The sequence below is a fragment of the Couchioplanes azureus genome (assembly GCF_014648355.1).
In the GTDB taxonomy this organism is placed as follows: domain Bacteria; phylum Actinomycetota; class Actinomycetes; order Mycobacteriales; family Micromonosporaceae; genus Actinoplanes; species Actinoplanes azureus.
Genome location: NZ_BMQY01000006.1, coordinates 84,037 through 102,104, shown reverse-complemented (window position 1 = coordinate 102,104; position 18,068 = coordinate 84,037). Strand labels below are relative to the sequence as shown.

The following is an 18,068-nucleotide window of genomic DNA, read 5'->3' as shown; positions in this document are numbered from 1 at the left end:
CTAGTGGGCGGTCTCGCAGGATGACGTGTACGAGGCGGCTTCCGCGGTGGCGACCGCGGCGTCTCCGGCGCGGATCGCCTCCAGGAGGGTGTGATGCTCCTTGTACTCGTCCTGGCTCAGCGAGGCGCCGAAATGGCCGCGCAGTGACTCCCTGATCACCTGGCCCAGGTCGGCGTAGAGCGCGACCAGCACCTCGTTGTGCGAGGCCGCCACCACGGCCTGGTGGAACGCCACGTCGGCGTCGACGAAGGCGTCCCGCTCACCCGTGGTCCAGGCCTGCTCCCGCCGGGCGTAGAGGGCCTCCAGGCGGTCGAGGTCGTCATCGGTACGCCGGCGGGCCGCGAAGGCCGCGGCGGCCGCCTCGAGGGTGCCGCGCAGCTCCCGTACGTGGGCCGGGTCGGCGGTGGCGAACCGGCGTTGCATGACGCCGGCCAGCTCGCTGGTGGCCACGACGTAGGTGCCCGAGCCCTGCCGGATGTCCAGCAGCCCGTTGTGGGCGAGGGCGCGTACCGCCTCGCGGACGGTGTTGCGGGCCACGCCGAGCTGGGTGACGAGCTCCGGCTCGGTGGGGATGCGGTGGCCGACCGGCCACGCGCCCGAGGTGATCTGGTGGCGCAGCTCGGCGATCACGCGGCCGGACAGTGATTCCGCTCTCGGGACCGGACCCAGATTCATCCCATGATTCTATGATCGGTCCCATGACGTTGACAGCACCGGACGTTCCCCTGTCACCAGCGACAGCGCCGTGATCCGAAACGGTCCTGCCGGGGGCGGTGCGGTTGCCGGGACTGCGGTTGCGGACGCCCCTGCTACGGGCGGGCCGGGCGGTTCCGCCACGGGTGGCTCGGGCGGCCGGGGCGGTGGCCTCTTCGCCGTGCGCGGCCGGGGCCTGGCCGTGGCCGCGCTGGTGCTCGCGGCGATCAACCTGCGGCCGGCCGTGGCCAGCCTGGGGCCGGTTCTCGCCGAGGTGCGCGAGAGCTTCGGCATGAGCGCCACGGTCGCCGGTCTGCTCACCTCCGTGCCGGCGCTCTGCTTCGCGGTGATCGGTTCCACCGCGCCCCTGCTGGCCCGCAGGTGGGGGACTGCGGGAGCGGTCGCAGTGGGTGCGACGGCGCTGGCGCTCGGCCTCGCGGTGCGTCCCTGGGCCGGCGGCACGCCCCTCTTCCTGGCCCTGACCGCGCTGGCCTTCGCCGGGATCGCGCTGGCCAACGTGCTGCTGCCCGTCGTCGTCAAGCAGTGGTTCCCCGACCGGGTGGGCGCCATGACGGGCCTGTACTCGGTCGCCCTCAACCTCGGCGCGTCCACCGCCGCGGCGGTCACGGTGCCGCTGACCGGTGCCTTCGGCGGGGACTGGCGGCTCGGCCTCGGCGTGTGGGCGGTGGCGGCCGCGCTGGCCCTGCCCCTGTGGGTCCGCCTCGCGCGCAACCGCACCGCCGTACGTCCGGGCAAAGCGGAGACTCCGGGCTCCAAGCGGGACACTGCCGCGGCTGGACGGCCTGTCCGGCCCGCGCCGAATCTGTGGCGTGAGCCCGTGGCCTGGGCGCTGGCCGTCTTCTTCGGGCTGCAGTCCACCGCCGCGTACGTGATCATGGGCTGGCTGCCCCAGGTCTTCCGGGACGCGGGTCTGTCGGCGAGCACCGCGGGCCTGTTGTTCGCGGTGATCGCGCTGCTCGGGGTGCCGTTGTCGTTCGGGCTCTCCGCGGTGGCGGGCCGGCTGCCGCGCCAGAGCGGGGTCGCCGTCGGCCTGGGGCTCTTCGGCCTGGCCGGGTTCGCCGGGCTGTGCGTCGCGCCCGCCGCGGCACCCTGGGTGTGGACGACCCTGCTGGGCATCTCCAACTGCGCGTTCCCGCTGGCGCTGACGATGATCGCGCTGCGCGGGCGGGACGCCGCCGTCGTGGCGCGGCTGTCCGCCTTCGCGCAGAGCGCCGGCTATCTGCTGTCGATCCCCGGACCCATCGTCGTGGGCGCGCTCTACCAGCACAGCGGAAGCTGGCGGCTGCCGCTCGCGCTCATGGCGGCCCTCATGGTGCCGCAGATGGTCGCCGGTTACCTCGCCGGCCGGGACCGCCGGATCGGCTGACCGCGCGAGGCGGGCGCAGACCCCGGAGCAGGCCCGCAGGGGGTCGGCGGTGTGTTGGGCAAGGTCGTGCCGTGCCGGGCGAAGCTGGCAGACCGAGTCATCCGAACGGCCCTCTCGGTGGCGGTCCGCGACGGCCTAGCGTCATCCCGTGAGCATCTCGCACATGATTGTCGTCGTGGCGGCGCTCCTGGCGTTGCTGTCCCTTCCCTGTGCCGTCGCCGTCGTGGCGTGCGCGGACGGGCTGCCCGGGCGTCGCCTGTGGACCCGGCGCGAGCGGCAGCGGAATCGGGCCCTGCGCCGGCTCGACCGCCGGCTCGGTGCCGGGGGCGCGTTCGCGGCGCCGCCGGTGCCCGGCCCGGGGGTCGAGGAACTCGCCGCCGATCTGCGGCGCCTGGGCCGGCAACGGCGCGGTGGTCCCACCGTCGAGTCCGCCGCCTGGCTGGCCGCGGTGGTGCGGGCGTACGATCACCGGCTCTCCCTGGCCAGCGAGGCCCTCGGCCTGCCGCACCACCTGACCGCGCTCGACGGGATGGACCGCGACCTGGAGCGGCTGCGGGTGGAGGAGGAGCTGCACGCCGCCGGGGTGCGCCTCCGCTAGGGTCACCGCGTGCGGCTTTTCGTGGCGATCTATCCCCCGGACCATGTGCGCAAGGACCTGCGGCAGCGACTCGGGCCGAGCCGGCAACGCCTGACGGCGGTGGAGAAATGGCACGTGACGCTCGCTTTCCTCGGCGAGGTCGCCGAGGAGTGCCGGCCCGCGCTGGAGGACGCCCTCGGCATGGTGAGCGTGCCCCGCGGGCGTGAGCTCCGCCTGCGGGGTGGCGGCGACTTCGCCGGCCGGGTGACCTGGGCCGGAGTCGAAGGTGAGCTGGGCGACCTCAGCGAGGACATCCGGGCGGCCGCGCGGCGCGTCGGGCTGTCACCGGACAGCCGTCCGTTCACCCCGCATCTGACCGTGATGTACGCGCACGACGACGCCGTGCGGAAGACGCTCGACGCCTATGCCGGGCCTTCGTGGACGCTCGGCGAGATCGCGTTGGTGCGCGTGGAGCCGGACGGCGCCTATACCACCCTGCGGACCTGGTAGCGCACGACCCCTCGCCGCGGACCCGGCAGCGGGATCCGGCAGCCGGATCGATGGCTCAGGAGCTCTCGCGGGCGGCCGGGCCGCCGCCGAACAGCACGTCGTCCCAGCTCGGCAGGCGCTTGCGCGGCTTCGCCGGCTCCTCCGCCTCGGACTCGCCGGTCTGGGCGCCGACGGTGCGGCGCGGCCGGAGGACGGCCAGGCTGGGCACCGCCGGGACCTCCTTGGGCAGGTCCGCGTCGTCGTCGAAGGCCGAGCCGGCGCCGCCGCCGAGCAGCGCCGCGGCGCCGCCGGCGACCGGGCGGCGGGTCTCCGGTGCGGCCGGCTCGAGGCCGCGGCCGGAACGGTCGCCGCCCAGCGGGCGGTCGAGGGAGGCCAGCAGGGCGTCGCGTCCGGCCCGGATCGGGTCGCGGACCGGGCGGGGCGCGTCCGTCGCCGGCAGGCCTCGACCGCCACGACCGGGCTCCGCCGTCCGGGCGGGGCCGGGCAGGCCGTGGCCGCCGCGCTCGTGGCCGCCGCGTTCGGGGGCGGGCTCCTGACCGAGGATCTGGGTCGGCCGCTCGGCGCACAGATACTGCGCCATGTCGTCGTGCGGCGCGACCACCTGGCGACCCTTGTCCAGGTCCCAGACCGCCTGCGCGGTGGCCTTGCCGGACGGCCAGGTGGCGATGATGCGCCAGGTGCCGTCGTCGCGGCGGAACGCGTCCCAGGAGATCTTCTCTGTGTCGATGCCGTGCTGGGCGAGCCGGCTGTCGACCACCTCGGCCAGCGGGGCGCCGGAGTCCGAGGTCTTGAGCCGGGTGCGGCGGGCGTGCTGGGCGAGCATGGCCCGCTCCTGCAGCACCGGTCCGGCGTAGCGCAGGACCCGGTCGACCGGCACGCCCGCGACGCGCGCGACGTCCTCGGCGGACTCGCCCGAGCGGATCCGTGCCTGGATGTCGCGCGGGGACAGCGTCGCCATGGACTCGCCCGGCACGGCCAGCGCCGTGCCGGTCGTAGCGACCGTGCCGGCGCCGCCGCCCTCGTGGTGCAGGGCGCCGCTGACCCGCTCGTCGATGGGGAGTGCCAGGAGCCGGCCGACCTCGTCGGCGAGCACCAGGGCCTGACCGTCCTCGGAGAGGGCGACGAAGCGTACCGGCCGCATGCGTTGCCTCCGTCCCGTCGCTGGCCTGTTCCCGAGAGTCAGCCACCCGGGCGCGTTTCGGAACACGGTACGCGCCTTGGTCACCCAATGGTGGTATGCCACGCCGTCGAAGTCATTGACCAGCAAAGATGATCTTCAGCGGATAACGCCTTGCCGGGGCGCGGTGCGCGGTCCTAGAAAGGCGGCATGACCGTCGAACTCCGCCCGGTGACCAAGGACGACTTCCGCGCCGTCATCAAGCTGGAGGTCGCTCCCGACCAGTCCGGCTTCGTGGCGCCGAACGTCGTCGGCATCGCCGAGACCCACATCTATCCGCAGGCCGAACCGCGCGCCGTCTATGCGGACGGTGAGCTGGTCGGCTTCGTGCTGCTGCATCCGGGCGACACCCCCGGCGAGCACGTCCTCGTCCGCCTCATGATCGACCACCGGTTCCAGGGCCGCGGGCTGGGCCGGCAGGCGCTCGAGGCCGCCGTCGCCTTCGCGGCGAGCGAGCACGGGGCCCATACCGTACGGCTCAGCTTCGTGCCGTCCAACGACCGGGCCCGCGCGCTCTACCTCTCCGCGGGCTTCGCCGAGACCGGCGAGATCGACGACGGGGAGATCGTCATGGCCCGTAAGGTCACAGCCGGCTGACGACGAAGTCGATGCAGCGGGTGAGCGCCTCCACGTCCGCCGGGTCGACGGTGGGGTAGAGCGCCACCCGCAGCTGGTTGCGGCCCAGCTTGCGGTACGGCTCGGTGTCCACGATGCCGTTCGCCCGCAGCACCTTGGCGATCGTGGCGGCGTCCACGCCCTCGACGAAGTCGATCGTGGCGACCGCCTGGGAGCGCAGCGCCGGGTCGGTGACGAACGGCGAGGCCACGTCGGAGCGGTCCGCCCAGCCGTAGATGGCCGCCGCGCTCTCGGCGCTGCGCTTGGTGGCCCAGCCCAGCCCGCCCTGCGCGTTCATCCAGTCGATCTGCTCGGCGGCGAGGAAGACCGTGGCCAGCGCCGGGGTGTTGTACGTCTGGTCGAGCCGGGACTGCTCGACGGCGGTGACGAGGTCGAGGAACTGCGGGATGTAGCGTCCCGACGCCTTGATCTCGTGCGCCCGCTCGATCGCCGCCGGTGACATCAGCGCGATCCAGAGTCCGCCGTCGGAGCCGAACGCCTTCTGCGGCGCCAGGTAGTAGACGTCGGTCTCGGTCAGGTCGACGTCCAGGCTGCCGCCGCCCGAGGTGGCGTCGGTCAGCAGCAGCGCGCCCGGGTCGGCGCCCGCGACCCGCTTGACCGGCACGGCGACGCCGGTCGACGTCTCGTTGTGGACGCTCGCGTAGGCGTCGACGCCCGGCTCGGCGCTCAGGTAGGCCGCGCTGCCCCCCGGGGCCCGGTGGACGGTCGGCTCGGCCAGGAACGGCGCGTCGGCGACCGCCTTGGCGAACTTGGCGCCGAACTCGCCGAACTCGGCGAACTGGGCCTTGTCGCGGATCAGCCCGAAGGTGGCGGTCTCCCAGAAGGCGCTGGTGCCACCGTTGCTGATGACCACCTCGTACCCCTCCGGAAGGGAGAAGAACTCGCCGATCCCGTTGCGGAGGCGGGCCACCTGCCGCTTCACCGCCTGCTGCCGGTGCGACGTGCCGAGGAGGGTCCTGGACACCCGGGCGAGCGCGTCGACGCCCTCCGGACGCACCTTGCTCGGCCCGGAACCGAAGCGGCCGTCGACGGGCTTGAGGTCGTCGGGGATGCGGATCGGATCAGTCAACGGGGGGTCCTTCTCCTCGGTGGCGAAGCCATTACAGATTATGCGGGACCGACTCCCAGCCCTCCACGTCCTGGGGCTTGCGGGCGGGCGGTCCCACGTAGCGCGCGCTGGGCCGCACGATGCGGCCGAGCTTCTTCTGCTCGAGGATGTGCGCGCTCCAGCCGGCCACCCGGGCGCAGGTGAACATGGAGGTGAACATGTGCGCCGGGACCTCGGCGAAGTCCAGCACGACCGCGGACCAGAACTCCACGTTGGTCGCCAGGATGCGGTCGGGCTTGCGCGCCTGCAGCTCGGCGAGGGCGGCGCGTTCCAGCGCCTCGGCCACCTCGAAGCGGGGCGCGCCCAGCTCCTGGGCCGTGCGCCGCAGCACGCGCGCACGCGGGTCCTCGGCGCGGTAGACGCGGTGGCCGAAGCCCATCAGGCGCTCACCGCGGTCGAGGACGCCCCGGACGTATCCCTCGGCGTCGCCGCTGCGCTCGACCGCCTCGATCATGTGCAGCACGCGCGAGGGCGCGCCGCCGTGCAGCGGCCCGGAGAGGGCGCCGATGCCGGAGGAGATGCAGGCGGCGGCGTCCGCGCCGGTGGACGCGACGATCCGGGCGGTGAAGGTGGAGGCGTTGAGCCCGTGCTCGGCGGCGGAGATGAAGTACGCGTCGACCGCCTTGACGTGCCGGGGGTCCGGCTCGCCCCGCCAGCGCTTCATGAACCGCTCGACGATCGTCTGCGCCTTGTCGATGTCCTTCTGCGGCACGGCCGGCAGCCCCAGCCCGCGCGCGGCCTGCGCCACGAACGACAGTGCGGTCACCGACACCCGCGCCAGGTCGGTGCGGACCTGGTCGTCGTCGATGTCGAGGAGCTGGGAGAGCCCCCAGTACGGCGCCAGCATCGCGACCGCGGACTGCACGTCGACCCGGATGTCACCGGAGTGCACCGGCACCGGGAACGGCTCGGCGGGCGGCAGCCCGGGCCCGAACCGGCCGTCCACCAGCAGCGCCCAGACGCTGCCGAAGGACACCTGGCCGATCAGGTCCTCGATGTCGACTCCCCGGTAGCGCAGGGAGCCGCCGTCCTTGTCGGGCTCGGCGATCTCGGTCTCGAAGGCGACGACGCCCTCCAGGCCCGGCTTGAAATCGGACACGACGCCTCCTGGGGAGTCCGGCTGGTCGAAGCCGTGGGTGTCTCATCTTGCCCGCCGGTGACCGGCCGGTCGACCCGCGGGAATGTGCTGTCTGCGACACCTATCCTCGCGGAGGCGACGTGGCGGCGTACACGACTTAGGTTCGTTGGGTCGATCTCGGAAAAGGAACGCATGTGACGCCGGACCCACCGTTGCCCGCCGCGATGCGGCGCGACTACACCGAGCGCGGGGCGCTGCTCGAGACGGACCTGGCCGCGGCCTGGCCGGAGCAGTTCGGCCGTTGGTTCTCCGAAGCTCTGGAGTACGCGCTGCCCGAGCCCAACGCCATGATCGTCGCCACCGCGGACGCCGCCGCCCGGCCGAGTGCTCGGACGGTGCTGCTCAAGGGCTATGACGAGCGCGGTTTCGTGTTCTTCACCAACTACACGTCGCGCAAGGGCACCGAGGCGCTGGAGAATCCGCAGGCGAGCCTGGTGTTCCCCTGGTTCGCCATGCAGCGCCAGGTGATCGTGTGCGGCGCGGTGGAGAAGGTGGACCGGGCCGAGACCGAGGCGTACTTCGCGAGCCGGCCGCGCGGCTCGCAGCTCGGCGCGTGGGCGAGCCCGCAGAGCCGGGTGGTGCCCGACCGCGCCGCCGTCGACGCGGGGCTCGCGGCCGCCGTCGAGCGCTTCGGCGCCGACGGCGAGGTGCCCGCCCCGCCGCACTGGGGCGGTCTGCGGGTGGTGCCGGAGACGGTCGAGTTCTGGCAGGGGCGCAGCAACCGCCTGCACGACCGGCTGCGCTACCGCCGCACCGGCGCGAGCTGGGTCGTCGAGCGGCTCGCCCCGTGAGCCAGGAGCCCGTCGAGGCGGCGGAGAAGGTCGTCGAGGAGCGGGCCGGCAAGAGCTGGATGATCGACGTACGGCCGCTGCGCGGGGTCGCGTACCGGCGGATGTGGATCGGCAACGGCGTCTCGTTCTTCGGCTTCCAGTTCACCGCGGTGGCCGTGCCGGTCGAGATGTTCGCGATCACGCACTCGTCCGCCTGGGTGGGCCTGCTCGGCATCGCCGGGCTCGTACCCCTGCTGATCTTCGGTCTCTGGGGCGGCGCCGCCGCCGACGTGGTGGATCGGCGCAAGCTGCTGATCGCCAGCTCGACGCTCGCCTGGCTGTCCACGGTCGGGCTGCTGGTGCAGGCCCTGCTCGGGATGCGCAGCGGTGTGCTGCTGCTGGCGCTCACGGCGGTGCAGTCGGCCGGTTTCGCGATCAGCTCGCCGACCCGGCAGGCGATCATCCCGCGGATCGTGCCCGCCGCGCTGGTGCCCGCGGCCAACACCCTCTCCTACACCACGACGACCGCCGGCGGGGTGCTCGGCCCGCTCGCCGCGGGCCTCATCTTCGGCACCTGGTCCACCGGCACCGGCGTCACCATCGCCTATGCGGTGGACGCCGCGCTCTTCACCATCTCGTTCTGGGCGGCGTACAAGCTGCCGTCCATCCCGCCGGAGCACGGCGGGGACCCTGCCGGGAAGCCCACCGCGGGCCTGCGCGGCATCGCGGACGGCCTGCGCTTCCTCGCCACCCAGCCGGTGCTGCTGCTGTCCTTCGCGGTGGACATCGTCGCGATGGTCCTGGCGATGCCCCGGGCGCTGTTCCCGGAGATCGCCGACGACCGGTTCGGCGGCGGCGCCGCGGTCGGCTGGCTGTTCGCCGCGATCGCGATCGGCTCGGTGCTCGGCGGCCTCACCTCCGGGTGGATCGGCCGGGTACGGCGCCAGGGCGTCGCGCTGGTCGTCGCCGTGGTCGGCTGGGGCGTGGCGGTCGGGCTGGCCGGGCTGGCGAGCTCGCTGTGGCTGATGGTGGCGCTGCTCGCGGTAGGCGGCGCGGCCGACCTCGTCAGCGCGGTCTACCGGCAGTCGATCCTGCAGGTGTACGCGCCGGACCGGCTGCGCGGCCGCCTGCAGGGCGTCTTCACCGTCGTCGTGGCCGGCGGCCCGCGCCTGGGCGACCTGCGCGCGGGCGCCACCGCGGACCTCGCCGGACCGACGGCGTCCTGGGTGGGCGGTGGCTTCGCCGCCGCCGGGCTGGCCGTGGTGCTGGCCCTCGCCTTCCCCGCGCTCGGTCGCTACCGCCCCCCGGCCGACGCCCCGGCGAACCGATAATGTCCTTTGCATGACGGATGTCGTGTCGGCGAAGTCTGGGACCCAGTGGACGATCGAGGCGGGCGGCCAGCGGGCGACGCTCGCGGAGGTCGGCGGCGTGCTGCGGGAGTACGCCGTGGGCGCGGCCGAGATCGTGGACGGGTTCGGGCCCGACGAGATCTCGCCCGCCTCGGCGGGGCAGGTGCTCGCGCCGTGGCCCAACCGGATCCGCGACGGGCGCTACACCTTCCAGGGCACGACGTATCACCTGCCCCTCACCGAGCCGGGCACGCACAACGCGATCCACGGGCTGGTCAACTGGGCCCGGTGGCGGCTCGCCGAGCGGGCGCCGGATGCCGTCACGCTGGAGTTCGACCTGCCGGCGCAGGCCGGATATCCGTGGTCGCTCACGCTGCGGACCCGGTGGAGCGTGGGCGCCGGCGGGCTGCGCTGTGACCAGGAGGTCACCAACACCGGCGACGCCGACGCGCCCTGGGGGTTCTCGGTGCATCCGTACCTGCGGGTCCCGGGTGTGGCCGTGGACGACACCGTGCTGCGCGTGCCGGGCCGCATGAAGCTGCTGACCGACGCCCGGATGCTGCCGATCGGCGCGGTCAAGGTGGCCGGCGGCGAGTTCGACTTCACCGAGCCGCGCCGCGTCGGCACGGCCGAGCTCGACACGACCTGGGGAGACCTGATCGCCGACGCGGACGGCGGCTCCTCGGTCACCATCGCGGCGCCGGACGGCGGCCGGTCGGTGACGGTCTGGGGCGACGACAGCTTCAAGTGGTGGCAGGTGTTCACCGGTGACACGCTCAGCGGCGAGCGGTTCCGGCGGTCCCTGGCGATCGAGCCGATGACCTGCCCGCCCGACGCGTTCCGGTCCGGGCGTGACCTGGTCGTGCTGGCGCCCGGGGAGGCCTGGCGGGCCTCCTGGGGCATCCGGGTGGTGGGCTGAGCCGTGGAGTTCGACGAGGTCGTCCGCCGGCGCAGGATGGTCCGCACGTACGACCCGGAGCGCCCCGTGCCGCCGGAGATCGTGGACAAGCTGCTCAAGCACGCGCTGCGGGCGCCGTCGGCGGGCTTCTCCCAGGGCTGGGGTTTCCTCGTGCTCCAGAAGCCGCAGGACCGGGAGCTCTACTGGTCGGTCACGGCCGGGGACGGGCCCGCGGACTCCTGGCTGCGGCGGATGCGCACCGCTCCCTTGATCGTCGTCGCGCTCTCCAACAAGTCGGTCTACCTCGACCGGTACGCCCAGGCCGACAAGGGCTGGACCGACCGGGACGAGCGCCGGTGGCCGGTGCCGTACTGGGACGTGGACACGGGCTTCGCCGCGCTGCTCATGCACCTGACCGCCGTGAACGAGGGGCTGGGTTCGCTGTTCTTCGGCATGCCGGCGGAGCGGGTCGGTGCGTTTCGGGAGGCTTTCGGCGTACCGGAGGAATTCACCCCGGTCGGAGTGCTGGCCGTGGGCTATCCGGCGGCCGACAAGAGGTCACCATCACTACGCCGGGGGCACCGCCCGATGGACGAGGTGGTGCATCATGGCCGGTGGACCGCCACGGGGGGCGCTGTCGCGAGGGACACCTGACCATGGGTGGCCGGGTCGAGGACGGCGCCGGTGACCGGGCTGGCGGCTCGCTAGGCTGACAGGCGTACCTGCCCGTCTGCCGGGTAAGGCCAGAGCGAGGACCGGAGGGGAGCGTGCCGTCGTGATCTTCAAAGCGGTGCGGGACGGAGCGCCGTACCCCGACCATCACACGACGCTGAAGGCGTGGGCCGAGATCCCGCCGCGGCCGATCCGGCTGGCCGACCTCATCACCACCAAGCGCGAGCTGGCCCTCGACAAGCTGCTCGCCGAGGACTCGACGTTCTACGGCGACCTGTTCCCGCACGTGGTGGAGTGGAACGGCGGCCTCTATCTCGAAGACGGGCTGCACCGCGCGCTGCGGGCCGCGCTGCAGCAGCGCAACCAGATTCACGCCCGGGTGCTCGTCATCGACAACTAACACTGTTAGTTTTACGGCATGCCCGTCTCACCGCTGGATCTGCTGGACCTCGACGACCTGCTGAGCGACGAGGAGCGTGACGTCCGGGCGCTGGTGCGCCGGGTCGCCGACGAGCGCGTCCGCCCGCACGTCGCCGACTGGTACGAGCGGGGCGAGGTGCCCGTCCGCGAGCTGGCCCTCGAGTTCGGCAAGCTGGGCCTGCTCGGCATGCACCTGCAGGGGTACGGCTGCGCCGGCGCCTCCGCGGTCCAGTACGGCCTGGTCTGCATGGAGCTGGAGGCCGCCGACTCGGGTGTCCGTTCCCTCGTGTCGGTCCAGGGCTCGCTGGCCATGTACGCGATCTGGAAGTTCGGCAGCGAGGAGCAGAAGCAGCGCTGGCTGCCGGGCATGGCGTCCGGCGAGCTGATCGGGTGCTTCGGGCTGACTGAGCCGGACCACGGCTCCGACCCGGGCACCATGGCGACCCGGGCCCGCCGCGACGGCGACGGCTGGGTGCTGCACGGCGGCAAGATGTGGATCACCAACGCGCCGCTCGCCGACGTGGCGGTGATCTGGGCCCGCTCGGACGACGGCGTGCTGGGCTTCGCCGTGCCGACGACCACGCCCGGGTTCTCCGTGCGGGAGGTCGGGAAGAAGCTCTCGCTCCGCGCCTCCGCGACCGGTGAGATCACCCTGGACGACGTGCGCGTGGACGACTCCGCCCGGCTGCCGCTGGCCCGGGGCCTCAAGGGGCCGCTGACCTGCCTCACCGAGGCCCGCTTCGGCATCGTCTGGGGTGCCCTCGGCGCGGCCCGGGACTGCCTGGAGACCGCCATCGCGTACGCCGGTGCCCGCGAGCAGTTCGGCCGCCCGATCGCCGGCTTCCAGCTGACCCAGGCGAAGCTGGCCGACATGGCGCTGGAGCTGCAGAAGGGCTACCTGCTGGCGCTGCACCTCGGCCGGCGCGCGGACGGCGCGGGGCTGCGGCCGGAGCAGGTCAGCGTCGGCAAGCTCAACAACGTCCGGGAGGCGATCAAGATCGCGCGGCAGTGCCGCACGATCCTCGGCGCGAACGGGATCAGCGGCGAGTACCCGGTGCTCCGGCACGCGAACAACCTCGAAAGCGTGCTCACGTACGAGGGAACTTCCGAGGTCCACCAGCTCGTCATCGGGCAGAAATTGACCGGTTTGAACGCTTTCGGGGGTTGAGGCGCTGCGACTGTCGTACTCCTTCCGTACCGTGGGAAGCAGGGCCCACGAGAGGAAGGGGTGTCCGGCGATGGCGAATCCGTCCGGCGTCGACGAGCCGACCAGGGAGTATCCGGCCATCGAGGAGCCCGCGTCCGCGACCGCGCCGCCGGCCGCGTCCGAGCCCTCGGTCACCGGGCCGATGGCGAGCGAGCCGCGGGGACCCGGTGCGTTCGTGCGGGTGCTCCTCTTCACCGGGGTGGTCTTCGCGCTCATCGTGGCGCTGTGTCTCGGCCTGCGCGCGATCAACGTGCTGCCCAGCTTCGACAACCCGTTCTCGGACAAGACCACCGACCGCAGCCAGCCGGTCCTGCTGCAGTCGATGCGTGACCTGAGCCGCTACGTGGCCGCGGACGGCACCTTCCAGGTCATCGTGGACCTGCAGGAGAACAAGGACAACATCCCCGAATTCCTGGTCAACAAGCGCACGCTGTTCGTCGGCTCCGGCACGGTCGAGGAGTACGTCGACTTCGGTCAGCTCGCCTCGGGGGCCCTGACCGTCGACGAGGAGAACAAGGCCGTCCATCTCACGTTGCCGCCGCCGCAGCAGGGGCAGGCGGCCCTGGACATGCAGCGCAGCTACGTGGTGGCGGAGGAGCGGGGCCTGCTCAACCGGATCGGGGACGCCTTCTCCAGCGATCCCGGCCGGCAGCAGCGGGTCTACCAGCTCGCCCAGGAGCGGATCACCGAGGCGGCCCGGGCCAGCGGGCTCGACCAGCGGGCCCGGGAGAACACCCAGAAGATGCTGGTCAGCCTCTTCGGGCGGCTCGGTTACACCAAGGTCACCGTGGAGTTCACCAGCCCGTGACCCGCTGACGAGCGTGGCCGGCACCCGACGAGGGCGCCGGCCACCGAAGGGTCACTCGTTGGGCAGCATGATCCAGAGGGCGAGATAGATCAGGAACTGCGGGCCGGGCAGCAGGCAGGAGACGACGAAGATCAGCCGCATCGTGCCCGAGCCGATGCCGAAGCGGCGGGCGAGGCCGGCGCACACGCCGGCGATCCATCGGTCGTCGCGGGGGCGGGCCAGACGGCGAGCCATGTCATCCACTCCTTCGAAGTGGGCCAGGCGAGGTGCCTGACCTGTCGGCCGGACGGGCTGCCCGGCCTGCAATCCACGGTAGGCGCGCGCCGCGACCCCGCCCTCGGTCCGCAGGGGGAGAAGGCGGCTCATGTTCCCGTAAGGGCTTCCCGTACCCCTCCCTTGCCCGCTGTTACCATCGGGGCGAATTCCGCCCTTTACTCTCTGCGATCGGCGGTTCTGGTGGGAGGGATGTCGCGGTGACGCTCGCCGTGTTGTGCGGCAGCACCGGCAACGATCTCGACCCGGCGGACGCCGTCCGGCTCGCGGACGAGCTGACCGCCGGCCTGTCCGCGGCCGGTGCCTCGACCGTGCTGACCGTGGGCGGCGACGACGTCCGGGCGCAGCTCGGCGAGCTCGCGCGGATCGCCGTCCAGGCCGCCGAGCCCCTGCTGCTCTGCGCCGGCGACCTGGTCGCGCACCCGAGTCTGTTGTGGACTCTCGCCACCGAGCCGGCCGGACGCAGCACCGCCCTCGTGGTCGCCACGGAGAGTGGCACGGGAGGCGGGCTCAGGGAGGATCGGGGCCGGCTGGTCCCCGCCGCGGACGGTCCCACCCGGTTCGCGGGCGCCCTCTGCCTCGCCCCCGCCGACCTCCGCCTGGCCGCGGCCGCCGCGGAGAAGGCGATCGCGGCCGCCGAGGACGGTGGCTCCGGTCCCGGCGGGCGGGGCGGCGGAAACGCGCTCGACCTGCTCCTTCCCGCGCTGCTCGACGCCGGGCTGGTGCCGATCGCCACCCGGGTGCGGCTGCTGCACGCCGCGCGGGTGCACGACCACGCCGAACTCGTCGCCGCCCGGGAAGCCGTCGAGGCGGTCGACGAGGACAAGGCCCTGCTGCGGCTCGCCGTCAAGGAGCGGGACGACTTCTTCACCACGTACGCGGTGAGCACCTGGTCTCCGCTGGTCACCAAGCTCTGCGCCCGGGCCGGACTGACTCCCGGCGGCGTCACCGCGCTGTCCGTGTGCTTCGCGGTGGCCGCCGCGCTCGCCTTCTGGCAGGCGTCGCGCCCCGCGATGGTGGCCGGCGCCGTCCTGCTCTACCTCGGGTTCGTGCTCGACTGCGTGGACGGCCAGCTCGCCCGCTACACCCGCAGGTTCTCCTCGTTCGGCGGGTGGCTCGACACCATGGCCGACCGGGCCAAGGAGTACGCCGTCTACGCCGGGCTGGCCGCCGGTGCCGAGCGGGCCGGCCTGCCGTACGCGTGGCCGCTCGCCGTCACCGCCATCGTGCTGCAGACCGTGCGGCACATGACCGACACCTGGTACGGCGCCCTGCACGACGAGGCGGCCGCCCGTCAGGCGGTGGGCACCGCGGGCAACGCCGACGCCGGCGGCGGGGTGGGTGCCCGGCTCAGCCGCGCCTCGAACAAGGTGCAGGCCGACACCGGGTCGCTCGCGTACTGGCTGAAGCGGATCGTGGTCTTCCCGATCGGTGAGCGCTGGGCGTTGATGGCGGTCCTGGCGGCGTGCACCGACGGCCGGGTGGCGCTGGCCGCCGTGGTGGCGTGGGGGCTGCTCGCCGCCGCGTACACGCTGGCGCTCAGGTCGCTGCGCTCGATCTCGATGCGCGTCGGCGTGCTGGAGACGGTCGACACGTCGCGGCACCGCGACGACGGGCGGATGGTGCGCGGCACGGTGAGCGCCGCGGGCCTCTCCCGGCCGCTGTTCTGGGCGGGGCTGGCGGCGGTCGCGCCCCTGGCGCTGATCGTGGCCGTGGCCGCCGGGTGGGCGCCGCGCGGCACCCGCTGGGGCTCCTGGTGGGGCGGGGACGCGCACATCGAGCTGGTCCGGGCGGGCGACGCGTCGGTGTGGCTCGTGGTGGTCGCGGCGGTGGTGCTCGGCGGCGGACTGGCGGCCCGGGGGGCGCACGGCGGGCCGCTCGACTGGCTGGTGCCGGCCGGGCTGCGCGCCGCGGAGTATCTGTTCGCCGTCGCCGTCGCGCTCATCTGCGAGGTGCCGCCGCCGGCGCTGTTCGCGCTGCTCTTCGCGCTGGCGCTGCACCACTACGACCTGACGGCCCGGATGGAGAAGGGCGCGCCCGGCCCGGGGGCGAAGCGGGCCCTGCTCGGCTGGGACGGGCGGGTGACGCTGCTGACCGTCTTCGCGCTGGCCGGCGTCGCGACGGCCGGTGAACTGCTGGTGGCCGCCGGCGTCTGCCTGCAATTCCTTTCCGGCGCGGTCCGGGACTGGCGCTCCGGGGAGAACCGATGACGTTGCTCAGCGTGGTCCTGCCGGTCTACAAGGTGCAGGGCTACCTGCGGCAGTGCCTGGACTCCGTGCTGGAGCAGACCTTCACCGACTTCGAGATCGTGGCGGTGGACGACTGCTCCCCGGACAACAGCGGCGCCATCCTCGCCGAGTACGCCGAGCGCGATCCGCGTGTCCGGGTGGTGTCGCTGACGGAGAACGTCGGCCCCGGGCGGTCCCGGAACGCGGGGTTGGACCATGCGATGGGCGAGTACGTGTGGTTCGTCGACGGCGACGACTGGCTCGCCCAGGGCGCGCTGACCGCGGTCGCGGACCGGCTCACCGAGACCGCCGCGGACGTGCTGGTCGTCGGCTTCGACAAGGTGCACTGGGACGGCCGGGTGGAGGCCCCGGGGGTCGGGCGGGTGCTCGCCAAGGCGCCGGAGACCTTCACGGCGCAGGAGTGGCCCCGGGTCTTGAACCTGCTGCACGTCGCCTGGAACAAGGTCGTGCGCCGCGAGCTGCTGCTCAAGCTGGACCTGCGATTCGCCGAGGGCTGGTACGAGGACCTCTCGTTCACCGTTCCCCTGCTCGCCGCGGCGTCCCGGATCAGTGCTCTGAGCCGCACCTGCGTGCACTACCGGCAGCGCCGCACCGGTGCGATCACCCGTACCCTCGACGACCGGCACTTCGAGATCTTCCACCACTGGGCACAGACCATGGCGCTGGTGGACCGGTACGCCGAACGGGCCGAGGTGCTGCGGCCGGTGCTCTTCCAGCGGATGATGTGGCACTACTTCGTCGTGCTGGGCAACGCGCAGCGGGTGAGGAAGGCGTCGCGCAAGCGCTTCTTCGACCGCATCACCGAGGACTTCCATCGTTACCGCCCGGCCGCCGGTTACCGGCGCCCCCCGGGCACGACGGGTCTGCGGCACCGGTTCGCGGCGAGCGGTTCCTACTTCCTCTTCGAGGCGATGCAGCGGGCCATTGCCGTGGTCCGGGCGCTCGGCCGGGCACGCCGGGTGCCGGCGGTCCGGGCGAGGAGAGTCGCGCGCCGGGTACGGCAGGCCGCCTACCGCGCCTACTACCTGCTGCAGTTGCGCCTGCCGGTGGACCGGAACCTGGCGCTGTACGCCGCGTACTGGTATCGCGGGGTGAGCTGCAATCCGGCCGCCATCGCGGACAAGGCCGCCGAGCTGGCCCCCGGCGTCCGGGCCGTGTGGGTCGTCAACCGCGGCCGGGTGAAGTCCGTGCCGCCGGGCACGGAGTACGTGGTGACGGGCACGCCGGCGTACTTCCGCGCGCTGGCCCGGGCCCGCTGGCTGGTCAACAACGTGAACTGGCCGAACTGGGTGCGCAAGCGGGCGGGCACGACGCACCTGATGACCCACCACGGGACCCCGCTGAAGAAGATGGGGATGGACCAGGCCGATCACCCGGCGGCGGCGAAGGACCAGGACTTCCACGCGCAGATGCGCCGCGCGGACCGCTGGGACTTCAGCGTCACCGCCAACGCGCACACGACGATCGCCTGGGAGCGCGCGTATCCCTGCCGGTACGAGACGCTCGAGGTCGGCTATCCGCGCAACGACCGGCTGGCCCGCGCGACGGCGCAGGAGACCGCGGACGTCCGGCGCAAGCTCGGCATCGCCCCGCACGAGCGGGTCGTCCTCTACACCCCGACCCACCGCGAATGGCTGCCGCCGGGCCGGCAGGTGCTGGACGTGGAGGCCTTCGCCGACACCCTCGGGCCGGAGACCGTGCTGCTGGTCCGGGCCCATTACTTCCTTGTGTCCGCCGACCACGAGGCTCCCGCGCGGCGCGGGCGCATCGTGGACGTCTCGGCGTACCCGGTGGTGGAGGACCTGTATCTGGCGGCGGACGTGATGATGACCGACTACTCGTCGGCCATGTTCGACTTCGCCGTACTGGACCGGCCGCTGGTGATCTTCGCGCCGGACTGGGCGGCGTACCGGGAGGTGCGCGGGGTGTACTTCGACCTGATGGAGCTGCCGCCGGGCGAGGTGGCCACCACCTTCGGCGAGCTGGTCGAAATCTTCCGGGGCCGGGCGTACGAGAGCGCCGCGGCGGCGGAGAAACGGGCGCGCTTCCGGGAGCGGTTCTGCTATCTGGACGACGGCGGCGCCGCCGAGCGGGTCGTCCGCCGGGTGCTGCTCGGCGAGGGCCCGCATCGATAGCTGTGACGGTTGGGTGACTGGCCGTCAATAGCCGTTCACCCGATGGCAGTTCTGCATGCGT

General features: G+C 73.1%; 18 protein-coding genes. 13 read left to right on the top strand and 5 right to left on the bottom strand.

Annotated features, from left to right (window positions below; translation table 11 throughout):
- On the bottom strand, positions 1-675 hold the full coding sequence (locus tag IEY99_RS22015; RefSeq protein ID WP_189205926.1) for a FadR/GntR family transcriptional regulator: 675 nt from the start codon (positions 673-675) through the stop codon (positions 1-3).
- A gap of 199 nt (positions 676-874) precedes the next feature.
- Between IEY99_RS22015 and IEY99_RS22010 the strand changes: the two genes are divergently transcribed.
- From IEY99_RS22010 to thpR, 3 genes are all read left to right on the top strand, one after another.
- The gene (locus IEY99_RS22010) at positions 875-2,080 is read left to right on the top strand and encodes a CynX/NimT family MFS transporter (protein WP_229799089.1); all 1,206 of its coding nucleotides are present in this window, start codon (positions 875-877) and stop codon (positions 2,078-2,080) included.
- 148 nt (positions 2,081-2,228) lie between these two features.
- On the top strand, positions 2,229-2,678 hold the full coding sequence (locus IEY99_RS22005; RefSeq protein WP_229799087.1) for a hypothetical protein: 450 nt from the start codon (positions 2,229-2,231) through the stop codon (positions 2,676-2,678).
- Positions 2,679-2,687: 9 nt separating this feature from the next.
- Positions 2,688-3,167 (top strand): RNA 2',3'-cyclic phosphodiesterase, encoded by a 480-nt coding sequence (gene thpR / locus IEY99_RS22000; protein ID WP_189205925.1) that lies wholly within the window; start codon positions 2,688-2,690, stop codon positions 3,165-3,167.
- A gap of 55 nt (positions 3,168-3,222) precedes the next feature.
- On the opposite strand, the gene sepH is transcribed toward thpR, so the two are convergent.
- Complete coding sequence (gene sepH / locus IEY99_RS21995) at positions 3,223-4,308, bottom strand: septation protein SepH (RefSeq protein WP_189205924.1); 1,086 nt, start codon at positions 4,306-4,308, stop codon at positions 3,223-3,225.
- Positions 4,309-4,494: 186 nt separating this feature from the next.
- Here sepH and IEY99_RS21990 point away from each other — a divergent pair, with 186 nt between their 5' ends.
- Entirely contained in the window at positions 4,495-4,941 is a 447-nt protein-coding gene (locus IEY99_RS21990; protein WP_189205923.1) for a GNAT family N-acetyltransferase, read from the top strand.
- Here the strand turns inward: IEY99_RS21990 and serC are convergent.
- Positions 4,928-6,049 (bottom strand): phosphoserine transaminase, encoded by a 1,122-nt coding sequence (gene serC, locus IEY99_RS21985; RefSeq protein ID WP_189205922.1) that lies wholly within the window; start codon positions 6,047-6,049, stop codon positions 4,928-4,930. The two genes, IEY99_RS21990 and serC, sit on opposite strands and share 14 nt — an antisense overlap.
- A 31-nt stretch (positions 6,050-6,080) precedes the next feature.
- Positions 6,081-7,187 carry a citrate synthase 2 gene (locus IEY99_RS21980; RefSeq protein WP_189205921.1) on the bottom strand — a complete coding sequence of 369 codons (1,107 nt, stop codon included), beginning with the start codon at positions 7,185-7,187 and terminating at the stop codon, positions 6,081-6,083.
- Between the two features lie 203 nt (positions 7,188-7,390).
- Between IEY99_RS21980 and pdxH the strand changes: the two genes are divergently transcribed.
- From pdxH to IEY99_RS21945, 7 genes are all read left to right on the top strand, one after another.
- Positions 7,391-8,017 carry a pyridoxamine 5'-phosphate oxidase gene (pdxH, locus tag IEY99_RS21975; RefSeq protein WP_189206219.1) on the top strand — a complete coding sequence of 209 codons (627 nt, stop codon included), beginning with the start codon at positions 7,391-7,393 and terminating at the stop codon, positions 8,015-8,017.
- Positions 8,018-8,076: 59 nt separating this feature from the next.
- On the top strand, positions 8,077-9,327 hold the full coding sequence (locus tag IEY99_RS21970) for an MFS transporter (protein WP_189206218.1): 1,251 nt from the start codon (positions 8,077-8,079) through the stop codon (positions 9,325-9,327).
- 10 nt (positions 9,328-9,337) lie between these two features.
- A complete protein-coding gene (locus tag IEY99_RS21965; RefSeq protein WP_189205920.1) occupies positions 9,338-10,264 on the top strand; it encodes an aldose 1-epimerase family protein in 927 nt (308 codons plus the stop codon).
- Between the two features lie 3 nt (positions 10,265-10,267).
- Positions 10,268-10,897: a nitroreductase family protein gene (locus IEY99_RS21960; RefSeq protein WP_189205919.1), complete on the top strand. Its 630-nt coding sequence runs from the start codon at positions 10,268-10,270 to the stop codon at positions 10,895-10,897.
- A gap of 121 nt (positions 10,898-11,018) precedes the next feature.
- Positions 11,019-11,315 carry a type II toxin-antitoxin system VapB family antitoxin gene (locus IEY99_RS21955; RefSeq protein ID WP_189205918.1) on the top strand — a complete coding sequence of 99 codons (297 nt, stop codon included), beginning with the start codon at positions 11,019-11,021 and terminating at the stop codon, positions 11,313-11,315.
- Between the two features lie 18 nt (positions 11,316-11,333).
- Positions 11,334-12,503 carry an acyl-CoA dehydrogenase family protein gene (locus IEY99_RS21950; RefSeq protein WP_189205917.1) on the top strand — a complete coding sequence of 390 codons (1,170 nt, stop codon included), beginning with the start codon at positions 11,334-11,336 and terminating at the stop codon, positions 12,501-12,503.
- Between the two features lie 70 nt (positions 12,504-12,573).
- Positions 12,574-13,350: a DUF4230 domain-containing protein gene (locus IEY99_RS21945; RefSeq protein WP_189205916.1), complete on the top strand. Its 777-nt coding sequence runs from the start codon at positions 12,574-12,576 to the stop codon at positions 13,348-13,350.
- Positions 13,351-13,401: 51 nt separating this feature from the next.
- Here IEY99_RS21945 and IEY99_RS21940 read toward each other — a convergent pair whose 3' ends face one another.
- Entirely contained in the window at positions 13,402-13,584 is a 183-nt protein-coding gene (locus tag IEY99_RS21940) for a PspC domain-containing protein (RefSeq protein WP_189205915.1), read from the bottom strand.
- Between the two features lie 239 nt (positions 13,585-13,823).
- Between IEY99_RS21940 and IEY99_RS21935 the strand changes: the two genes are divergently transcribed.
- On the top strand, positions 13,824-15,833 hold the full coding sequence (locus IEY99_RS21935; protein ID WP_189205914.1) for a DUF5941 domain-containing protein: 2,010 nt from the start codon (positions 13,824-13,826) through the stop codon (positions 15,831-15,833).
- Positions 15,830-18,007: a bifunctional glycosyltransferase/CDP-glycerol:glycerophosphate glycerophosphotransferase gene (locus IEY99_RS21930; RefSeq protein WP_189205913.1), complete on the top strand. Its 2,178-nt coding sequence runs from the start codon at positions 15,830-15,832 to the stop codon at positions 18,005-18,007. The genes IEY99_RS21935 and IEY99_RS21930 overlap by 4 nt, the downstream gene beginning before the upstream one ends.
- Positions 18,008-18,068 lie beyond the last annotated feature (61 nt).

What these genes read in the sequence shown, in the direction of transcription:
- IEY99_RS21990 (WP_189205923.1), top strand. Translation starts at nt 4,495, where the DNA reads ATGACCGTCGAACTCCGCCCGGTGACCAAGGACGACTTCCGCGCCGTC.
- pdxH (WP_189206219.1), top strand. Translation starts at nt 7,391, where the DNA reads ATGCGGCGCGACTACACCGAGCGCGGGGCGCTGCTCGAGACGGACCTG.
- IEY99_RS21940 (WP_189205915.1), bottom strand. Translation starts at nt 13,584, where the DNA reads ATGGCTCGCCGTCTGGCCCGCCCCCGCGACGACCGATGGATCGCCGGC.
- IEY99_RS22015 (WP_189205926.1), bottom strand. Translation starts at nt 675, where the DNA reads ATGAATCTGGGTCCGGTCCCGAGAGCGGAATCACTGTCCGGCCGCGTG.
- sepH (WP_189205924.1), bottom strand. Translation starts at nt 4,308, where the DNA reads ATGCGGCCGGTACGCTTCGTCGCCCTCTCCGAGGACGGTCAGGCCCTG.
- IEY99_RS21945 (WP_189205916.1), top strand. Translation starts at nt 12,574, where the DNA reads ATGGCGAATCCGTCCGGCGTCGACGAGCCGACCAGGGAGTATCCGGCC.
- IEY99_RS21965 (WP_189205920.1), top strand. Translation starts at nt 9,338, where the DNA reads ATGACGGATGTCGTGTCGGCGAAGTCTGGGACCCAGTGGACGATCGAG.
- IEY99_RS21950 (WP_189205917.1), top strand. Translation starts at nt 11,334, where the DNA reads ATGCCCGTCTCACCGCTGGATCTGCTGGACCTCGACGACCTGCTGAGC.
- IEY99_RS21970 (WP_189206218.1), top strand. Translation starts at nt 8,077, where the DNA reads ATGATCGACGTACGGCCGCTGCGCGGGGTCGCGTACCGGCGGATGTGG.
- IEY99_RS21930 (WP_189205913.1), top strand. Translation starts at nt 15,830, where the DNA reads ATGACGTTGCTCAGCGTGGTCCTGCCGGTCTACAAGGTGCAGGGCTAC.